Annotated in this window: 15 protein-coding genes and 1 tRNA gene; 8 read left to right on the forward strand and 8 right to left on the reverse strand. The window is 65.8% G+C overall.

What is annotated here, in order from left to right; all coding sequences use genetic code 11:
• Positions 1–9: 9 nt before the first annotated feature.
• The 5 genes from accD to TZ53_RS17420 all read right to left on the reverse strand — a co-directional run bounded on the left by accD (position 10) and on the right by TZ53_RS17420 (position 4,729).
• Positions 10–861: an acetyl-CoA carboxylase, carboxyltransferase subunit beta gene (accD, locus tag TZ53_RS17400; protein WP_044662102.1), complete on the reverse strand. Its 852-nt coding sequence runs from the start codon at positions 859–861 to the stop codon at positions 10–12.
• Positions 858–1,688: a tryptophan synthase subunit alpha gene (gene trpA, locus TZ53_RS17405; protein ID WP_044662103.1), complete on the reverse strand. Its 831-nt coding sequence runs from the start codon at positions 1,686–1,688 to the stop codon at positions 858–860. The genes accD and trpA overlap by 4 nt, the downstream gene beginning before the upstream one ends.
• A gap of 129 nt (positions 1,689–1,817) precedes the next feature.
• Positions 1,818–3,059, reverse strand: a complete 1,242-nt coding sequence (trpB, locus tag TZ53_RS17410) for a tryptophan synthase subunit beta (RefSeq protein ID WP_044662104.1) — start codon at positions 3,057–3,059, stop codon at positions 1,818–1,820.
• 90 nt (positions 3,060–3,149) lie between these two features.
• Positions 3,150–3,794, reverse strand: coding sequence for a phosphoribosylanthranilate isomerase (locus tag TZ53_RS17415; protein WP_044662105.1), 645 nt, complete (start codon positions 3,792–3,794; stop codon positions 3,150–3,152).
• A 41-nt stretch (positions 3,795–3,835) separates the two neighbouring features.
• The gene (locus TZ53_RS17420; protein ID WP_025550515.1) at positions 3,836–4,729 is read right to left on the reverse strand and encodes a lysophospholipid acyltransferase family protein; all 894 of its coding nucleotides are present in this window, start codon (positions 4,727–4,729) and stop codon (positions 3,836–3,838) included.
• A 53-nt stretch (positions 4,730–4,782) separates the two neighbouring features.
• Here TZ53_RS17420 and TZ53_RS17425 point away from each other — a divergent pair, with 53 nt between their 5' ends.
• The 3 genes from TZ53_RS17425 (at position 4,783) to TZ53_RS25730 (ending at position 7,729) form a co-directional block, all read left to right on the forward strand.
• Positions 4,783–5,901 carry a glycosyltransferase gene (locus TZ53_RS17425; RefSeq protein WP_044662106.1) on the forward strand — a complete coding sequence of 373 codons (1,119 nt, stop codon included), beginning with the start codon at positions 4,783–4,785 and terminating at the stop codon, positions 5,899–5,901.
• Positions 5,898–6,425, forward strand: a complete 528-nt coding sequence (locus TZ53_RS17430) for a TPM domain-containing protein (protein ID WP_053085665.1) — start codon at positions 5,898–5,900, stop codon at positions 6,423–6,425. The genes TZ53_RS17425 and TZ53_RS17430 overlap by 4 nt, the downstream gene beginning before the upstream one ends.
• Positions 6,426–6,610: 185 nt before the next feature.
• Complete coding sequence (locus tag TZ53_RS25730; RefSeq protein ID WP_052628224.1) at positions 6,611–7,729, forward strand: acyltransferase family protein; 1,119 nt, start codon at positions 6,611–6,613, stop codon at positions 7,727–7,729.
• Here TZ53_RS25730 and TZ53_RS17440 read toward each other — a convergent pair whose 3' ends face one another.
• Both TZ53_RS17440 and gyrA read right to left on the reverse strand, forming a co-directional pair.
• A complete protein-coding gene (locus TZ53_RS17440; protein WP_025552078.1) occupies positions 7,730–8,077 on the reverse strand; it encodes a DUF952 domain-containing protein in 348 nt (115 codons plus the stop codon).
• Positions 8,074–10,809, reverse strand: coding sequence for a DNA gyrase subunit A (gene gyrA / locus TZ53_RS17445; RefSeq protein WP_025552080.1), 2,736 nt, complete (start codon positions 10,807–10,809; stop codon positions 8,074–8,076). Before gyrA ends, TZ53_RS17440 begins: the two co-directional genes overlap by 4 nt.
• Before the next feature lie 274 nt (positions 10,810–11,083).
• On the opposite strand from gyrA, the gene TZ53_RS17450 reads away from it, so the two are divergent.
• Both TZ53_RS17450 and TZ53_RS17455 read left to right on the forward strand, forming a co-directional pair.
• On the forward strand, positions 11,084–12,364 hold the full coding sequence (locus TZ53_RS17450; protein WP_025552082.1) for a hypothetical protein: 1,281 nt from the start codon (positions 11,084–11,086) through the stop codon (positions 12,362–12,364).
• Positions 12,365–12,470: 106 nt separating this feature from the next.
• On the forward strand, positions 12,471–13,739 hold the full coding sequence (locus TZ53_RS17455; RefSeq protein ID WP_044663121.1) for a hypothetical protein: 1,269 nt from the start codon (positions 12,471–12,473) through the stop codon (positions 13,737–13,739).
• Positions 13,740–13,947: 208 nt separating this feature from the next.
• Here TZ53_RS17455 and TZ53_RS17460 read toward each other — a convergent pair whose 3' ends face one another.
• Positions 13,948–14,421: an Lrp/AsnC family transcriptional regulator gene (locus tag TZ53_RS17460; RefSeq protein ID WP_025551551.1), complete on the reverse strand. Its 474-nt coding sequence runs from the start codon at positions 14,419–14,421 to the stop codon at positions 13,948–13,950.
• Positions 14,422–14,643: 222 nt separating this feature from the next.
• Here TZ53_RS17460 and TZ53_RS17465 point away from each other — a divergent pair, with 222 nt between their 5' ends.
• The 3 genes from TZ53_RS17465 (at position 14,644) to TZ53_RS17475 (ending at position 17,525) form a co-directional block, all read left to right on the forward strand.
• Entirely contained in the window at positions 14,644–16,335 is a 1,692-nt protein-coding gene (locus TZ53_RS17465) for a sensor histidine kinase (protein WP_082166370.1), read from the forward strand.
• 51 nt (positions 16,336–16,386) lie between these two features.
• The gene (locus TZ53_RS17470; protein WP_044662109.1) at positions 16,387–17,424 is read left to right on the forward strand and encodes a polysaccharide deacetylase family protein; all 1,038 of its coding nucleotides are present in this window, start codon (positions 16,387–16,389) and stop codon (positions 17,422–17,424) included.
• Between the two features lie 25 nt (positions 17,425–17,449).
• Positions 17,450–17,525: transfer RNA gene (locus TZ53_RS17475), tRNA-Ile, on the forward strand.
• The last annotated feature ends 201 nt before the right edge of the window (positions 17,526–17,726 follow it).

Here is a 17,726-nt window from a genome sequence, read left to right on the forward strand (position 1 = left end):
CCGATAACCTCAGGCCGCGGCGCGAGGGGCGAGGTAGCCGATCACCCGGGCCAGCGTGTCGCGCAGTTCGCTGCGATGGACGACCATGTCCAGCATGCCGTGCTCCAGCAGATATTCCGCGCGTTGGAAGCCGTCGGGCAGCTTTTCGCGGATCGTGCTTTCGATGACGCGCTGGCCCGCAAATCCGATGAGCGCATTGGGCTCCGCGATCTGGATGTCGCCCAGCATGGCGTAGCTGGCCGTGACGCCGCCGGTCGTCGGATCGGTCAGCACCACGATATAGGGCAGGCCCGCCGCGTGAAGCTTCTGGATGGCCACGGTGGAGCGCGGCATCTGCATGAGGGAAAGTATGCCCTCCTGCATGCGCGCGCCGCCCGCTGCGGTGAAGATCACATAGGGGCATTTATGGGCAATGGCTTCGTTGACGCCCTGGATGAAGGCGGCGCCGACGCCCATGCCCATGGAACCGCCCATATAGGCGAAATTCTGCACGCCCATGACAAGCGGCACGTCATCGATGGCGCCCCGCGCGTTGATCAGCGCGTCCTGGTCGCCCGTCGCGGCGCGTGCGGCCCTGATGCGGTCCGGATAGCGCTTGGAATCACGGAATTTCAGCGGGTCTTCCTGCACCTGCGGGGTCGGCAGCAGGATGAAACCGGCATCGAGTATCTGTTCGAACCGCTCCGCAGGTCCGATGCGGCCATGATGGTCGCAGCGCGGGCAGACGGAAAGATTGTCCTCCCACTCCTTGATGAAGATCATCTCGGCGCAGGAGGGGCATTTGTGCCACAGCGTTTCGGCGGTGGTTTCCTTCTTCGCCATGAAGGGCAGGGCGTTGCGGACGCGGTTGATCCAGCTCATGCGGCGGTCTCCCGGAAATGAGGGCTGTTGGCGTTCAGCGCGCCGCGAAGGGCAGCGACGAACTCCTTGACGAAGGGGGCGGCGGCGTCGCCGTGCGAGCCGATGATGTCGACGATGGCGGACCCCACCACCACGCCGTCGGCCACGCGGCCAATGGCGGCAGCCTGTTCGGCGGAACGCACGCCGAATCCCACCGCGATGGGAAGGTCGGTGGCGGTCTTCAGCCGGGCCACCGCCTGTTCGACGGCAGCCTGGGCGGCCTGCTGCTTGCCGGTGATGCCTGCGACGGCGACATGATAGAGGAAGCCGCTGGCGCCGTTCAGCACGGCCGGCAGGCGGGCCGCGTCGGTCGTCGGCGTGGCGAGGCGGATCAGGTGGATGCCGGCGGCGCGCAGGGCGGGACCGATTTCGGCGTCTTCCTCCGGCGGCACGTCGACGCAGACCACGCCGTCGACGCCTGCGGCGCTGCACTGGTCGGCGAACCATTGCGGGCCGCGCACGAGCATCGGATTGGCATAGCCCATCAGGACCAGCGGGGTTTCAGGGTGCCTGGCGCGGAAGGCGCTGGCGAGGGCGAAAATATCCTTCGTCTTCGTTCCGGAGCCGAGGCTGCGCAGGTTCGCCAGTTCGATGGCGGGGCCGTCCGCCATCGGATCGGTGAAGGGCATGCCGAGTTCGATGATGTCGGCGCCGCCCTCGACCAGTGCATCGAGGATCGCGGGGGTGTCGGCCACGCTGGGGTCGCCCGCCGTCACGAAGGTGACGAGCGCGGCGCGGCCCTGCGATTTGCAGGCGGCAAAGCGGGCGGAGAGGCGGTCAACGGTCATATCGAATTCCCAAACCCGACACGCAACGCGCTCCCGCGAAGGCGGCAGCCCGGTCCACGGGTCGCGTGAACAGGTGACGGTTGAACGGGGTTGCTGCCTTCGCAGGAGCAAGACATATGGCGGGCGAGGTCATATCTCCACCCCCAGGGCGCTCGCCACGGTGAAGATGTCCTTGTCGCCGCGGCCGGACAGGTTGACGACGATGATCCGGTCGGCGTCGAGCGTAGGCGCGACCTTTTCCGCGATGGCGATCGCATGGGCGGATTCGAGCGCGGGGATGATGCCTTCCAGCGCGGAGAGCTTCTGGAAGCTGGCGAGCGCTTCGTCGTCTGTGATGGGCATATATTCGACACGGCCGATTTCATGCAGCCAGCTATGTTCAGGCCCAATGCCGGGATAGTCGAGACCGGCGGAGATGCTGTGCGCTTCGGTGATCTGCCCGTCTTCGTCCTGGAGCAGATAGGTGCGGTTGCCGTGCAATATGCCCGACTTGCCGCCGGCCAGGCTCGCCGCATGCTTGCCGGCCAGGCCTTCGCCCGCCGCTTCGACGCCGATCATCCTGACCTCCGCATCGTCGAGGAAGGGATGGAACAGGCCGATGGCGTTGGAACCGCCGCCGACCGGCGCGATCAGCATGTCGGGCAGTCGGCCTTCCAGTTCCAGTATCTGCTCGCGCGCTTCCCGGCCGATGACGGACTGGAAGTCGCGCACCAGCTCCGGATAGGGGTGCGGCCCGGCCGCCGTGCCGATGATGTAGAAAGTGTCGTGCACGTTCGACACCCAATGGCGCAGCGCATCGTTCATCGCGTCCTTCAGCGTCTGCGATCCCGAAACCACGGGGATAACCTCCGCGCCCAGCAGCTTCATGCGGAAGACGTTGGGCTTCTGCCGCTCCACATCCTTCGCGCCCATGAAGATCTTGCATTCCATGCCGAACAGGGCGGCGACGGTCGCCGTGGCGACACCGTGCTGGCCCGCGCCGGTTTCGGCAATGACCTTCTTCTTGCCCATGCGCCGGGCGAGCAGCGCCTGGCCGATGCAATTGTTGATCTTGTGCGCGCCGGTGTGGTTCAGTTCCTCGCGCTTCAGATAGATTTTCGCGCCCTTGCCCGGTGCGGCTTCGGCGCGCAGCGCTTCGGTCAGGCGCCCGGCATAGTAAAGCGGGTTCGGGCGGCCGACATAGCTGCGCAGCAATTCGGTGAATTCGGCGTCGAACGCCGGGTCCTGCCTGGCGTCCCTGTAGACCTTCTCCAGCTCCAGAATGAGCGGCATGAGGGTTTCGGCCACATAACGGCCGCCAAAGGAACCGAAATGGCCGGAGGCGTCGGGCTGTGAACGCAGGCTGTTGGGCAGGGTAATGCTGTCGGTCATCGCTTCTATCTCTTCAGTCATGGGGTTGGATCACCTGGGCAAGTGATCAACGCCATCGAAGGCCGATGCGTTCTAAAAGGATGCTCTGCGTCAACATGCCGACGCCGCATTGCAGAAGGCCATGATCTTGTCCACACTCTTGATGCCGGGCGCGCTTTCGACGCCGGACGAAACATCGACCAGCGGCGCGCCCGTGATGCGGACGGCTTCGGCCACATTGTCGATGCCAAGGCCGCCGGAAAGACCCCAGGGCAACGACAGGGAAGCGCCGCGCAGCAGCGTCCAGTCGAAGCGCAGGCCCATTCCGCCGGGGAGAGCCGCGCCTTCAGGCGTCTTGGCGTCGAACAGGATGAAATCGGCAGCGCCCGCATAGGCGCCCGCGGCGTCGATGTCGGCGCGGGTCTTCACCGGAATGGCTTTCCAGACGGGAATGCCGAAGCGCTGACGAATGGCCGCCACGCGTTCGGGAATTTCCTTCCCATGTAGCTGAAGGGCGGTGAGGGCGCCCGTGGCGCTGAGATCGGCCAGTGTCTCGTCGGTTGGATCGACCAGCACGGCGACGCGCCCGACATGGGACGGGACGGGCGCTGCCAGGGCGCGCAATCGGTCCGCTTCTACATGACGGGGGCTTTTGGGGAAATGTACGAATCCCAGATGGGTGGCGCCCGCGCGCATGGCGGCGCCGACCGTGTCAGGCGTCGAAAGACCGCAGATCTTGATGGCGAGTCGGGACATGGGGGCGCTTTAGCGGGTGCGGCAGGGCGTGAGAACCGCTTTCATCCCGCCACCTGTTCGCTCCGGGAAGCCACAAGGGCGGGGGAAGCAGCCGCGAGGTCCATATCGTGCAACGCCAGCCATTGGTCCGCATGGTCGATGCATGCCTTGCCCAGATAGGCGTCGATGGCGTCGAGCAGTTCCGCCTCCTCCATGGCCTTGGGGTCGAGCGGCGGGTGCCAGTCGAGATGGAAGTGCGCGCCCTTCGTCCGGGCGAGGGTGAAGGGCAGGAAGCGGGCATTGCTGCGCCGAGCGAGACGCAGGGCGATGGAAAGATTGCCCGACGGTTCGAGGTCGCGGCCGAAACGGGGAAACCAGACCTGCCGGTCGCGCCTTTCGTCCACGAGGATATAGAGCATCGGGCGCTCCTTTTCAGAAAGGTGCCGCAGGATGGCGCGGGCCGCGCCGCTGCTGCCTGTGATCGCTTCCCCCATATAGCTTTCCCGCGCCCGCTTCAGCATCGCGGCCTGCGCCGCATTGTCCGGCGGATCGTAGACGCCCAGGCCGGGGCGGTCGGTCGACGCCTTGAGATGAGCGGCGAGCAGGTCCCAATTGCCGATATGGGTCGTCAGGAAAATCATCGGCCGTGGCGAAGCCAGCGCTTCTCGATAGGCTGCCTCGTCAGCAATGGTCACGTGCCGGTCGTTCACCAGCCGGTCGACATTGGCGAGTTCGGCCATGGTGCGGCCCAGATTGAACCAGCGGCGGGTGAGCATCCTCTCCTGGGTTGCCTGGTCCAGTTCGGGGCGCAGGACGGCAAGGTTCCTGCGGGCTCGTTCATCCCGCAATTTCATGGACCTGCGCGCGACATTGGCCGACAGCCAGCCTCCCAGCCAGGAGGCGAGGGATGCCGGAAGGATACGGAGGAGGGTGAAGAGAAAGGGGTTGGAGAGCATCGCGCCTGCCGTCATACAGCAGCGGTCGGGGCGGTAAAGGGCTTGGATTTGCGATGAGTTGGGCCTTGGGGCTTTGGGTGATCCTGCAGGGGCTGAGCGTGATCGGCGTGCTCAACTATTGGCGGCATCTGCCGACGGACCGGCAGGAGGAGGCGCCGGAGGGCGTCGCCATGCTGCTGTCGGTGCGGGACGATTGGGATGGGAGCCCCGGTCTCATCGCGCGGCTTAAGGCGCAGACGGCCCGGTTCCGGCTGGTGGTCGCCACCTCCGGCGCATGCGCGGCGGCGGAGGCGATGGCTGCGCGCGAGGGGGATTGGGTGCAGCTCGTTCGTGCCGGCGTCGCCGGGGACGAGGGGCAGAAGGTTCACAAGCTGCGCGCGGCCCTGCGCTCCCTGCGGGAGGCTGATCGCTATCTGGTTTTCGTGGATGCGGACATCATGCCGCCGCCGCGGCTGGTGGGCCGGCTGCTCTTTCCCCTGGTGCGGGGAAAGGCCGACATCGTCACGGGATACCGGCTGTTGTTGCCGGAAGCGGGCGTGGCGGCTGCGCTGGTGGGCGCGGTTGAAATGCAACTGGCGACTCTGCCCAGAGCCGCGAGCGCGACCATGCCCTGGGGCGGGGCCATGGCGCTGACGCGGGAGACGGCGGAGCGGCTGGAACTGGATGCCGCGCTGGCGGGGCGGCTGTCCGACGACATGGCGATCGGGCTGGCCGGATGGCGGGCGAAGCTGCGGTTGCGGCCGGTGCGCGATCTGCTGGTCGCCAGTCCGCTGGCGCGGCAAGGGGCGCTGGCTTTTGCCGTGCGGCAGTATCGCCATGTCCTGACCAACAGTCCGGGCATGTGGCGGATCGCCTGCGCCGTGGCGGGCGTGCAGGCGCTGGGCTGGGTCTGGGCGGTGGGATGGGGCGGCTGGAGCGCCGTGGCGGTGGGTTATGCAGCGGCTCTCGGCCGGGCGCTGGCGCGGCGGCGGATCGTCGCGGGCGTGCTGGAACCCGGCGAGGCGCGGACGGCGCGGCGGTCGCTCCGTTGGGACGTGCTGGCGCCATTTGCCGTGTGCTGGGCGCATTGGGGAATTCAGTTGGCGGCGGCCTGCTCCAACCGGATCAGATGGGGCGGCTATGATTATTGGATGAGGAATGGAAAGGTCGCGCGGATGGAGAAGGTGGGATGAGGGCGATGCCGGTCCGCCTTCTGCTGCTCTGCGCCGCTGCGCTGGCGATCCCCGGCCTGAAAGCGCAAACGGCGCCTCAGGAAACGGCGTCTCAGGAAACAGCCGGGCGGGCCGAACCGGCCGTGGCGCTGGCTGGGCGGGTGACCGATGCAGCCGGTATTTTCAGTGTCGGGCAGGAGGAAGCGCTGTCCCGGAAGCTCGAAAAGCTGGAGCGATCGACCAGGCACCAGATGGTTGTCGCCACCGTGGCGTCCCTTGACGGGGCGGAGATCGGATCGTTCACCACCGATCTGGCGAATCAGTGGGGCATCGGGCGCAAGGGCCATGACGATGGCGTGGTCCTGCTGGTCGCCCCGAACGAGCAACTGGTCCGCATAGCCGTGGGCTTCGGGCTGGAAAGCGTGTTGACGGACGCCTATTGCCAGGGCGTCATCGACAAAAAGATGATCCCCCATTTCCGAAAGGGCGATCTTTACGGCGGCGTGAACGCCGGTGTCGACGCGTTGATCGAGCGGCTGGATTGAGCGCCCTCCATTCCGCCAGGGACAGCCGCTCTGTTCCCGTATTTCTCCTCTCTTTCCTGGCCAGTGGCTATTCCGTCGCTTGCGAATTGGCTCTAGGCGATCGCCCTTAATGGCTTTCGACGCCGGAAACGCCTATCCAGCAAAGAAAAATCGGGCGCACGATGAGCGAGCGAAAGGCGTCATCGATGCAATGCGCGACACAACGTTGGGAGTGGCTGGACTGTGCCAAGGGAATTGGCATCGTCACTGTCGTGGTGGGCCATGCGGTCACGGGGCGGCTGCATGACTGGATCTACCTGTTCCACATGCCGCTGTTCTTCATCCTGTCGGGCATAGCCTATCATTCCGAACCGTCCGCGCAGTTGATCTACAAGCGCGTCTTTTCCCTGTTGCTGCCTTATGGCTGCTTCCTCACATTGCTGACGGGCATGCAGGACGCCGGCATGATGCTGGATGGGAAAAGCTGGTCCGCGATCTTCCATTCCGACCTGCTGCTGGCCCGGCGCATGCTGTTCGGCGGGCGGCAGCTTACCGGCTGGTTCGGAACGGCCTGGTTCATCACCGTCCTTTTCGGGGCGCAGGTCGCCTTCAACGCCATGGCCCGGCGCATGGGGGAGGGGTGCGGGGTGCGGTTGATCCCGCTGCTCCTGCTGATGCTGGTCATCGCCTATCCGCTGGGCGGCTATTCGCTGGCGTGGAATATGGCGGTGCTGCCCATGGCGATATTCTTCCTCGGCATCGGCAGCCTTTGGGCATCGACCTTCCTGCTGGGAGGCGAGCCGGTGTTCGAAGGTCCGGTGCACCTGCTGATCGCCATCGTGACGCTGTTGCTGACGCCCTTCATCCTGCCGATGGACATGAAGTTCGGCCATTATGGCTCGGCCCTGACCAGCGTCGCAGGGGCGATCGGATGGTCGCACATGATCGTGTGGCTGAGCCGGTGGCTGGCATCGGGGCCGCTGACGCCGCTTGGCATCGGCCGCAAATTCGCCCTGCTGGGACGGGCGTCCCTCGTGATCCTCTTCATGCACAGGATGGTGCTGATCGAGACGCAGCCATGGTGGCCCGCCTCCGTGCGCATCGTGGTGGCGCTGGCGGTCCCGGTCCTGTTCTATCTGCTGCTCGAAAGAAGCTCGCCAATCATTCGGCTGGGCCTGCTGGGACTGCGCCGGCCGGTCCCGCCACCGGCATGGGTGCGCAGGATCGACGGACTATCGCATCATCCTGCCATGGCTGTCAGGGCGCAGGGGGTCATGACGGCGCCGCGGCCTGCCGCGCGGGCGCGCCGCGCCAGAGGCCGGTGATCAGAAACCCGCCGGAAAGAGATGCCTGCCCTGCTCGTCCAGGCGCAGGACCACCTTGCCTGCAACAGCGCTGAGCGGCAGGTCGCCATAGAGGTGCGGGAAGAGGGCGCCGCCGCGCGACTCTTCCCATTTCAGCGCGTCCCCGAAAGGCGCCAGGTCGACCATCAGCATCACCAGATGGTCCTGCCCCGCAAAATGCCTGGCGGCGGTTTCGGCGGCCTGTTCGCGGGTCGACATGTGGATATAGCCATCCGCAAGATCGACCGGCGCGCCCTTGAACACGCCGTCCGCCTTCAACTGGTCATACTGATCGCCGGTCAGGATCTTGTAGGCGAAGAGGTCTGTCACTCTTCGGCCAGGTCCGGATCGGCTTCGGGGCTGACGTCCGGGCTGACTTCCAGGCCGGCGGGGGTGCTCACCTCCGTCTCCTCGTCGCTTTCCTCGATCTTCGCCGCGCTGACGACATGCTCGTCGTCGGACACGTTGAAGAGGCGCACGCCCGCCGAGCTGCGACCGATGACGCGGAGGGATTCAAGGCCCATGCGGATCAGCTTGGCCTGGTCGGTGACGAGCATCAGATGGTCGCCGTGCCGCGCCGGGAAGCTGGCGACGACAGGGCCGTTGCGGCCGATATTGTCGATATTGGTGATGCCCTGCCCACCGCGTCCGGTGCGGCGATAGTCATAGGCCGAGGACAGCTTGCCATAGCCGTTCGCGCAGACGGTGAGGATGAACTGTTCCTTGGCCGCCAGTTCGGCAAAGCGTTCCGCGCTCATCTGCGGCGAGCCTTCCTTCTCCGCCTTCCAGGGGGCGAAGCGGAGATAGTCGTCGCGTTCTTCCTGATCCTTGATGCCGGCGCGATGAAGGATGGAGAGCGAGATGACCTCATCGTCCTTCTTCAGCGTCATGCCGCGCACGCCGGTGGAGGTGCGGCTCTGGAATTCGCGCACGTCCGTCGCCTGGAAACGGATCGCCTTGCCCTGGCGGGTGGCGAGCAGCACGTCATCCTCTTCGGTGAGCAGCGCCACGCCGATCAGGCGGTCGCTGCTTTCATCGTCGAAGCGCATCGCGATCTTGCCATTCGACGGGATGTTGGCGAAGGCGTCCATGCTGTTGCGGCGCACCGTACCGTTCGCGGTGGCGAACATGACGTGCAGATCCTTCCAGCTCTCCTCATCCTCGGGCAGCGGCAGCACGGTCTGGATCGTCTCGCCGGGGCCGAGCGGCAGCAGGTTCACCATCGGCCGCCCGCGCGTCGCCGGGCCGCCTTCGGGCAGGCGCCAGACCTTGAGGCGATAGACCTTGCCCGCCGTCGAGAAGAACAGGACCGGCGTATGGGTGGAGGTCACGAACAATTCGGTGATCGCGTCCTCATCCTTGGTCGCCATGCCGGAACGGCCCTTGCCGCCGCGCGCCTGGGCGCGGAAACTCTCCAGCGGGGTGCGCTTGATATAGCCCTGCACGGTGACGGTGACGACCATTTCCTCCCGCTCGATCAGGTCTTCGTCGTCTATGCCGTCGGCGGCGGCGGTGATCTCCGACAGGCGCGGGGTGGCGAAGTCGCGCTCGATCGCCTCGAACTCCTCGCGCATCACGGCGTAGAGCTTCACGCGGTCGCCGAGAATGGCGAGATATTCGGCAATGGCGGCGGCGAGTTCCGCCAGTTCATTGCCGATCTCATCCCGGCCGAGCGCGGTCAGGCGATGCAGGCGCAGGTCAAGGATCGCGCGGACCTGCGTGTCCGACAGGCGGTAGCTGTCGCCGCTGACTTCCGTTTCGATCGCTTCGACCAGCCGCAGATAGGGCGCGATCTCCGCCACCGGCCAGTCGCGAGCGAGCAGGGTTTCGCGGGCTTCGGCAGGGCTGGCCGAGCCCCGGATGATGCGGACGACTTCGTCGAGGTTCGTGACCGCGATGACGAGGCCCAGCAAGATATGCGCGCGGTCACGGGCCTTGTTGAGTTCATATTTGGTGCGGCGGGTGATGACCTCTTCGCGGAAGCGGACAAACGCCTCTATGATGTCGCGGATGTTGAGCAGTTCCGGGCGGCCGCCGCGAATGGCGAGCATGTTGGCCGGAAAGCTCGACTGGGCGGGGGTGTTGCGCCAGAGCTGGTTCAGCACGACTTCGGGCGTGGCGTCGCGCTTCAGGTCCATGACGATCCGCACGCCTTCGCGGCTCGATTCGTCGCGAATGTCGCTGATCCCCTCGATCCGCTTGTCCTTGGCGGCTTCGGCGATCTTTTCGACCAGGCCGTTCTTGCCGACCTGATAGGGAATGGCGGTAAGGACGATGGAACGGCGGTCGCCGCGCCCTTCCTCGATTTCGTGCCGGGCGCGCATCATGATCGAGCCGCGGCCGGTATGATAGGCGCTGCGGGCGCCGGACTGGCCGAGGATGAGCGGCGCGGTCGGGAAGTCGGGGCCGGGGACGATCTGGATCAGTTCGTCCACGGTGATGCCGGTGTTGTCGATATAGGCCAGGCAGGCGCGGATCACTTCGCCAAGGTTATGCGGCGGGATGTTGGTCGCCATGCCGACCGCGATGCCGCCCGCGCCGTTGACCAGCAGGTTGGGGAAGCGCGCGGGCAGGACCTGCGGCTCGCTTTCCGAAGCGTCGTAGTTCGGCTGGAAATCGACGGTGTCCTTGTCGAGATCGTCCAGCAGGGCGTTCGTCACCTTGGCGAGCCGCGCTTCGGTATAGCGCATGGCCGCCGGCGGGTCGGGGTCCATGGAGCCGAAGTTTCCCTGCCCGTCGATCAGCGGCACGCGCATCGACCAGTCCTGGGTCATGCGCGCCAATGCGTCGTAGATCGCCGTGTCGCCATGGGGGTGATATTTACCGATCACGTCGCCGACGATGCGGGCCGACTTGCGATAGGGCTTGTTGTAGGTGAAGCCCGATTCATGGGCGGAAAAGAGAATGCGGCGATGCACCGGCTTCAGGCCGTCGCGCACGTCCGGCAGGGCGCGGGCGACGATCACCGACATGGCATAGTCGAGATAGCTCGCCTTCATCTCCTCCACGATGGAGATGGGGCTGATGTCCGAAGGGTCGGCGAGGGCAGTCTCGTCGGTCAATGCGATTCTCTTTTTGGATGGATATGGTTCGTTGCTGCTGCACTAGCGGAGCGAAACAATATTGTCACCCCTCGCGCGCACGCGCGCACGCGACGGGAATGAGCGGTATGGACCATGAGCCGCGCGATCGGCGCGCCAGATTGTTTCGCGCGATCCGTTCCTTGGGGCTGACAGGCGGTTAACTGGTGCATATAGGTCGTTCAAACGTTATTCACGCGCCGACCCCTAATCGGCGTAAACAAAGGCCGCCTGTCCCCCGGGCGCAGAGGAGAAGATGAACATGCGTTTTGTTACCCCCGTGGCGCTCGCGCTGACTCTCGCGCTGGCTGGCGGCGCCGTTTCGGTTCCGGCATTCGCGGCCAAGAAGGAAGAAAAGAAGGGCGGCGCGCCCAAGCTGAACGTCTCGCCCGACGTGGTCAAGGCGCTGCAGACCGCGCAGCAAGCCGCCGAGAAGCAGGATTTCGCAGCGGCCAAGGCCGCGCTGGCCGACGCCGACAGCAAGGCCAAGTCGAACGACGACAAATATCAGATCGGCGCCATCAAGCTGAACACCTCCATCGCCGGCAAGGATGCGGCGATGCAGAGCGAGGCGCTGACCCAGATGCTGGACAGCGGCCTCACCCCGCCGGAACAGGCCGGCCAGTTCAACGCCGTCGCCGCCGACCAGGCGCTGCAGGCGAAGAATTACGATCTTGCCATCACCCGCGCCCAGGCCGCGGCGCAGGCCGGTTACAAGCCCGAAGCGGTGAATGTGACGCTGGCGCAGGCCTATTTCGGCAAGGCCGGCACCGCCAACGCTTCGGTCGAGCCGCAGCGTGGCCTGAACCAGCAGGGTCTGGCCGCGCTCAAGGCCGCGGCGGACGCCACCAGGGCCTCGGGCGGCCAGGTGCCGGCGCAATGGTACCAGATCGGCGTCAGCCGCGCGGCGACGGCGAAGCTGCCTGAAGTCACCGAATGGGCCAAGATGGCCTATCAGGCTGCGCCCAGCGGCGAAAATCTGCGCACGCTGATCCGTCTGTTCCAGCAGGCCAATCCCAATATCTCAAACCGCGAGAATCTGGACGTGCTGCGCCTGATGGCGACCTCCGGCGGCCTGGTCGTGGCGCAGGATTATCTGGAATATGCCGAAATGGCGTCGAAGACCGGCATCTATGGCGAAGTGAAGTCCGCGATCGACGCGGGCCGCGGCAAGGGCGTGCTGAACGCCAGCCAGGGCGGTGACCTGTACCAGCCTGCCGTGTCCAAGATCGCGGGCGACAAGGGCTCGCTGGGCACGGCCGAGGCCGATGCGCGCAAGGCGGCTAATGGCAAGATCGCGGCGGCCACGGCCGACGCCTATCTGGGCTATGGCGACTATGCCAAGGCGGCGGCGATGTTCGAACTCGCCAAGCAGAAGGGCGGCGTCGACGCGGACGAGATCAACACCCGCATGGGCATCGCCAAGGCGCTGGGCGGCGACAATGCTTCGGCCAAGGCGGCTTTCCAGTCGGTGCAGGCCGGTTCGCGCAAGCAGATCGCCGATCTGTGGCTGGCCTATCTGGCCACCAAGGCCTGATCTTTGCCTGATGGAGGCGCGCTGCCCGGTCCGGGCGGTGCGCCTTTTTCATCTTCGAACATGATGACGGTCTGGCTGGAGCCAGGCGACAAGGGGGATGGCTGACATGGCCATGATGAGACATTCGAATCTGACCTGCGGGCTGCTGGCCGGCGCCGCCCTGATGGCGGCCGCGCCCGCCGTTGCGAAGAAGCCGGCCGTCGGCCCCGCGATCCAGATGTCGGACAGTTTCCGCGCCGCGACGCAGGCGGCGGACAGCGCGATCAAGGCCGGGGATGTCTCGACCGCGCAGGCCCAGATTTCGGGCCTGATGCCGGTCAGCGATTTCGAGGCCTATGTGGCGGCTGGCCTGCGGTTCCAGCTGGCGGTGCTGAAGGTCGACCGGCAGGCGCAGCGGGTGGCATTGAACGACATGTTCAAGACCTCCTCGGTGCCCAAGGGCGATATGCCGCGCCTGCGCTATATCGCGGGCTATCTGTCCTATATCGTCGGCAATTACGACGATGCGACGGCGCAGCTCGATTACGCCCGGACGCTCGGTTACGATCCGATCGACGCCACCATGCTGCGCGCGGACATCGCCATCCGGCGCAACAAGCCCAAGGATGCGCGAGGCTTCGTGCAGGAGGCGCTGGCGCGGCAGCGGACGGCCGGGCAGCCGATACCGGCCGCCTGGTACGACCGGGCGATCTCCATGGCCTATCAGGCAGGGGACTGGACGGAGTTGGGGGCGTTGTATCGGGAGCGCCTTGCCCATTATGATTCGGCAGGGGAATGGCGGTCCGCTCTCGCCAATTACCTGACGGCGCCCGGCATGGATGCGCAGGTGCAGCTCGACCTCTATCGCCTGCAGGCGGCCAATGGCGCCATGGCGAGCGAGCGCGACTACCAGGCCTATGCGCAACTGGCCGACAAGACGGGCTATAGCGCGGAGACCAAGGCGATCATCGAGGCCGGTCGCTCGGCTGGCAAGCTGACGCCGACACAGGCGGCGACGGCGCAATTGCTGAAGAGCGCAACGCCCAAGGCTGCGAAGGAAATCGCGGGCCTGCCCGCCGCGGCGAAGAAGGCTTCGGCGGCAAAGGACGGGTCGGCAGCCATGGCCGTGGGCGACACCTATTTCTCGCTCGGCCAGTTCCCGCAGGCGGTCGAGCAATATCGCCTTGCCCTGAGCAAGGGAGGCGTCGATGCCGGCAGGGCCAATGCACGGCTTGGCGTGGCGCTGGCGCGGTCGGGCGATCTGGCCGGGGCGAAGGCCGCACTGGGACAGGTGACGACGGGCAACTGGGCGAATGTCGCTGGCTTCTGGTCCGTCTGGGTGGATCAGCAGAGCAGGAAGACGGCCTCCATGCCGACGGTGGCGCCTGCGAGCTGAGGGAGAAGCCGGGCTGCTTATTGGCCGGAATTGGCCAATCCAAGACATTCCCCTCCCGTAAACGGGAGGGGTTAGGGGTGGGCGCGAGCGTAGCGAGCTTCTGACTTAGCCGTTGCAAAACAGCGCAGATGCCGCGCCAGCCCACCCCCTAGCCCCCTCCCGCCTGCGGGAGGGGGAATGTCCGTAATCCACCCCTGATCGTTACCCTTCAAACGGGCAGCGGCACGCCCGGCAGGTTCTTGGATGTCCTTATGGTGAGCGAGGTCTTCACGCTGACCACATTCGGGGCGGGCGTCAGTTTCGACGTCAGGAATTGCTGGAAGCTTTGCAGGTCCTTCGCCACCACCTTCAGGATGAAGTCGATTTCGCCGTTCAGCATATAGCATTCGCGCACCTCGGGCAGGGTGGCGATGTGGTCCTCAAATGCCTTCAGGTCGGCTTCGGCCTGACTCTTCAGGCTGACCATCGCGAAGACCGTGATGGTGTAGCCCAGCATCGATGGGTTGACCACGGCATGGTAGGAACTGATGGCCCCGCTTTCCTCAAGGGCGCGGACGCGGCGCAGGCACGGGGGAGCCGTCAGGCCCACCTTGCGGGCCAGCTCCACATTGGTCATCCTGCCGTCACCCTGCAATTCGCCAAGGATCTGGAGGTCGATGTCGTCAATATTGGGGCCGGCCATTATTCCGCTTATTTCCTTGCCAGTTAATAAGGCGTTACCATAATAATATTTCAGGACAATGCAATTGTCCCACTATGCGACGTTCGCATAAGAACCCGTCCGCGGCCCTTCCCCTTTGCGGCGCGAAGCATTATTCCTGTGTAACGATCTCTCCGGCGGAAAGTTTTTCAGCGCTGCGCCGGGGCTGGAATTTGGGGAATTCGGGTGCGCTTCAACGATCTCATGCAGACGGTTCTCGCCGCGGAAGGACGCAGCGGCATCGGGGCCGTCACGCTTTGGCGGCAATGCGTGGATCTGCTGGCGCAAAACGACCGGCACGACCGATCGATCATGTCCGATGCGGAGCGGGCGGCGCTGCTGGAACGGTTGACCGGACTGCTGCCGAAACTGTCGGAAACGCAGCGGATCGCGACGGTCGTGGAGTTGGGCGGTCGGTTGCGGTCGCCCACGCTGGTCGAATTCTTCGCCAATGACCGCCCGGCGATTGTCGCCGCCGCCATGTCCCGTGCGCGCCTTTCCGACGCGGCCTGGGTCGAGATGTTGCCGCGCCTGACGCCGACGGCGCGTGGCGTGCTGCGGTCGCGGCGCGACCTTGGCCCGGCGACGCTGCAGGGGCTGGAGGCGTTCGGTGCGACCGACCTGGTGCTGACCAGCGATGTCGCGGTCGAGCAGGAAGACATGCTGCTGACCGAGGCGATGATCGTTCCCGCCGATCCGAAAATCGACCGGCCGCAGGCCGAGCCGGTCGAGGAGGCGGAGGAGGATCGCAGCCAGATCCGCAATCTGGTTGACCGGATCGCACGCTTCACCAGCGCCCGGCGAGCAGGCGACGCGGACGAAGCGCCGCAGCGCCCCGCCATCACCGGACCCCGCGCCTTCGCCTTCGAAACGGATGCGTCCGGAACGATCGTCTGGATCGACCAGGGACCGCGGGCGGCGCTGATCGGCCTCGCGCTCAACGAGACGGCGCTGGAAGGCGGCAGCGGCCCGGATGGCCATGTCGCGGGCGCCTTCATGCGGCGCAGCGGTTTTCAGAACGGCCGCTATACGATCGTCGGCGGCACGATGGCGGGCGAGTGGCGGCTGTCGGCCACACCCTTTTTCGATCCGCGCTCCGGCCGCTTCCAGGGCTATCGCGGGCAGGCCCGGCGGCCCTATCTCCACGAAGTCGCCGCCGAACCCCGCGCCGAGCCTGTGTCCATCGCCGGCCTGTCCGCCGATTCGATCCGGCAACTGGTGCATGAACTCCGCACGCCGCTGAATGCGATATTGGGCTTTGCCGAGATCATCGAACAGGAACTGTTCGGTCCTGCAGGTCCCGAATATCGCGATATGGCGGGCAAGATCGCCGTGGATGCGCGGCATCTGCTGACGGCCTTCGACGATCTGGACCTTGCAGCGCGCGTGTCGCGGGGCGAGGGCGGGAACGAGGCGCCGCGCGCCATCGACCCCGCGCTGCTGGTGACGCAGGTTTCGGCGCGCTTCCGCGAGCAGGGGGACAGCGCGCAGATCGACATCGCCATGGCGCGGGGCCTGCCGATGGTGCAGATCGATCCGGTGCAGGGCGAGCGCATGATCCAGCATCTGCTGCGTACGCTCATATCCGTTGCACCGGCCGGGGAAGCGCTGACCGGCGCCTGCTGGTATCAGCCGGACGGGGCGGAAGGGCGCGTCATACTGGCCATCGACCGGCCATCGACGCTGGCGGGGATGGAAGAGGACCGGCTGCTCGATCCAGGCTATATGCCGGACGGCAATTGGGCGGACGGCCCGCTGCTGGGCCTTGGCTTTTCCCTGCGCCTGATCCGCAGCCTGGCGACGGGGTGCGGCGGGGCGCTGGACGTCGAACCCGGCCGTTTCCTGCTCGCCGTGCCGGCCATGGCGGAGACGGAGGATGCCGTCGGCAGCGCCTGACCTGCGCCGAGGGAAACCCTATCGCAACCAAATCCGGGTAGCGGTGGCGGGATGACGACGCTTTTCCATGACGGCAACCTGCTCCGCGCGCCGGCGGCGGAGGACAGGGTCACGCTCGATCCGGACTTCGGCACGCGCTTCATGCTGTTCGTGGATACGGAGGAGGAGTTCGACTGGAACGCCCCCTTCCGCCGGACGGGGCATGGCGTGACGGCGCTCGACGGAATGGCGCGTGGCCAGGCCTATTTCTCGGCGGCCGGGGTGAAACCCGTCTATGTGACCGACTATCCCGTGGTCGACAGCGACGCAGCGGCGGAACTGATGGGACGCTGGCTGGCCGATGGCGCGGCCGACATCGGCGCGCATCTGCATCCCTGGGTCAATCCGCCGCATGTCGAGGAGGTGACGGCCGCCAACAGCTATGTCGGCTTTCTGCCGGAGGCGGTGGAGCGGGCGAAGCTGGAAGCGCTATGCCAGCGGATTGCGGAACGTTTCGGCGCTCGCCCCATCGCTTACCGGGCCGGCCGCTACGGTGTCGGGCCCAATAGCGCCCGCCTGCTGGAGGAGGCGGGCTTCCGGCTGGACAGTTCGGTCCGCAGCCGCTTCGATTATGGCGGGCAATATGGTCCGGACTTCCGGGGCTTGCCGCAATATCCCTATTGGGCGGGACCCGGACGGCGCCTGGTGGAGCTGCCGCTGTCCACGGCCTTTGCCGGTCTGCTGCGCGGCGGTGGCGAGCGTCTGTACCGCGTGGCGCAACTCATGGGACCGATGGCTGGCGCATTGGCGCGCACCGGGATGTTGAGCCGCATACCGCTGACGCCCGAAGGGATCGACGCGCAGGAGGCGATCGCCGCAATCGACGCCCTGTTGGGGGAGGGCGTGCCGGTGCTGAATTTCAGCTTCCACTCCCCGACGCTGGAGCCCGGGCATACGCCCTATGTTCGCGACGAGGCGGACAGGACCGCCTTCTATGGCTGGTGGGACGCAGTGCTTGATCATCTGGACAGGCGAAATGTTCGCCCCGCGACGCTGGATGCGTTCCTTAACGCAGTCCAGCCGCGAGGACAGGCTTGCCAAGCGGCCTGATGCTGCCTATCCGGGCAACAAGGTGGGGCCTGTAGCTCAATGGTTAGAGCTGGCCGCTCATAACGGCTAGGTTGCGGGTTCGAGTCCTGCCGGGCCCACCAACACTCGATTTCATGAGCATTATGTGATATCATAAATCCCTATAAATCAGGGGTTTGTGAGCCGTTGTTCATCCATAATGTCTCAGGATGTCTCGGGGTATCTCACGAATCGTGGGGTATCGGTGGGGGTATCGAAACCAATTTTTGGGGTATCGATGACTCTTACATACGCTGAAGCGAAAAACGCCGCCGCCACCGGGC

The organism is Sphingobium sp. YBL2 (genome assembly GCF_000943805.1).
Taxonomy (GTDB): Bacteria; Pseudomonadota; Alphaproteobacteria; order Sphingomonadales; family Sphingomonadaceae; genus Sphingobium; species Sphingobium fuliginis.

What these genes read in the sequence shown, in the direction of transcription:
- TZ53_RS17465 (WP_082166370.1), top strand. Translation starts at nt 14,644, where the DNA reads ATGCAGACGGTTCTCGCCGCGGAAGGACGCAGCGGCATCGGGGCCGTC.
- TZ53_RS17460 (WP_025551551.1), bottom strand. Translation starts at nt 14,421, where the DNA reads ATGGCCGGCCCCAATATTGACGACATCGACCTCCAGATCCTTGGCGAA.
- TZ53_RS17430 (WP_053085665.1), top strand. Translation starts at nt 5,898, where the DNA reads ATGAGGGCGATGCCGGTCCGCCTTCTGCTGCTCTGCGCCGCTGCGCTG.
- TZ53_RS25730 (WP_052628224.1), top strand. Translation starts at nt 6,611, where the DNA reads ATGCAATGCGCGACACAACGTTGGGAGTGGCTGGACTGTGCCAAGGGA.
- TZ53_RS17420 (WP_025550515.1), bottom strand. Translation starts at nt 4,729, where the DNA reads ATGCTCTCCAACCCCTTTCTCTTCACCCTCCTCCGTATCCTTCCGGCA.
- trpA (WP_044662103.1), bottom strand. Translation starts at nt 1,688, where the DNA reads ATGACCGTTGACCGCCTCTCCGCCCGCTTTGCCGCCTGCAAATCGCAG.
- trpB (WP_044662104.1), bottom strand. Translation starts at nt 3,059, where the DNA reads ATGACCGACAGCATTACCCTGCCCAACAGCCTGCGTTCACAGCCCGAC.
- TZ53_RS17425 (WP_044662106.1), top strand. Translation starts at nt 4,783, where the DNA reads ATGAGTTGGGCCTTGGGGCTTTGGGTGATCCTGCAGGGGCTGAGCGTG.
- TZ53_RS17455 (WP_044663121.1), top strand. Translation starts at nt 12,471, where the DNA reads ATGGCCATGATGAGACATTCGAATCTGACCTGCGGGCTGCTGGCCGGC.
- TZ53_RS17470 (WP_044662109.1), top strand. Translation starts at nt 16,387, where the DNA reads ATGACGACGCTTTTCCATGACGGCAACCTGCTCCGCGCGCCGGCGGCG.
- TZ53_RS17415 (WP_044662105.1), bottom strand. Translation starts at nt 3,794, where the DNA reads ATGTCCCGACTCGCCATCAAGATCTGCGGTCTTTCGACGCCTGACACG.
- TZ53_RS17450 (WP_025552082.1), top strand. Translation starts at nt 11,084, where the DNA reads ATGAACATGCGTTTTGTTACCCCCGTGGCGCTCGCGCTGACTCTCGCG.
- accD (WP_044662102.1), bottom strand. Translation starts at nt 861, where the DNA reads ATGAGCTGGATCAACCGCGTCCGCAACGCCCTGCCCTTCATGGCGAAG.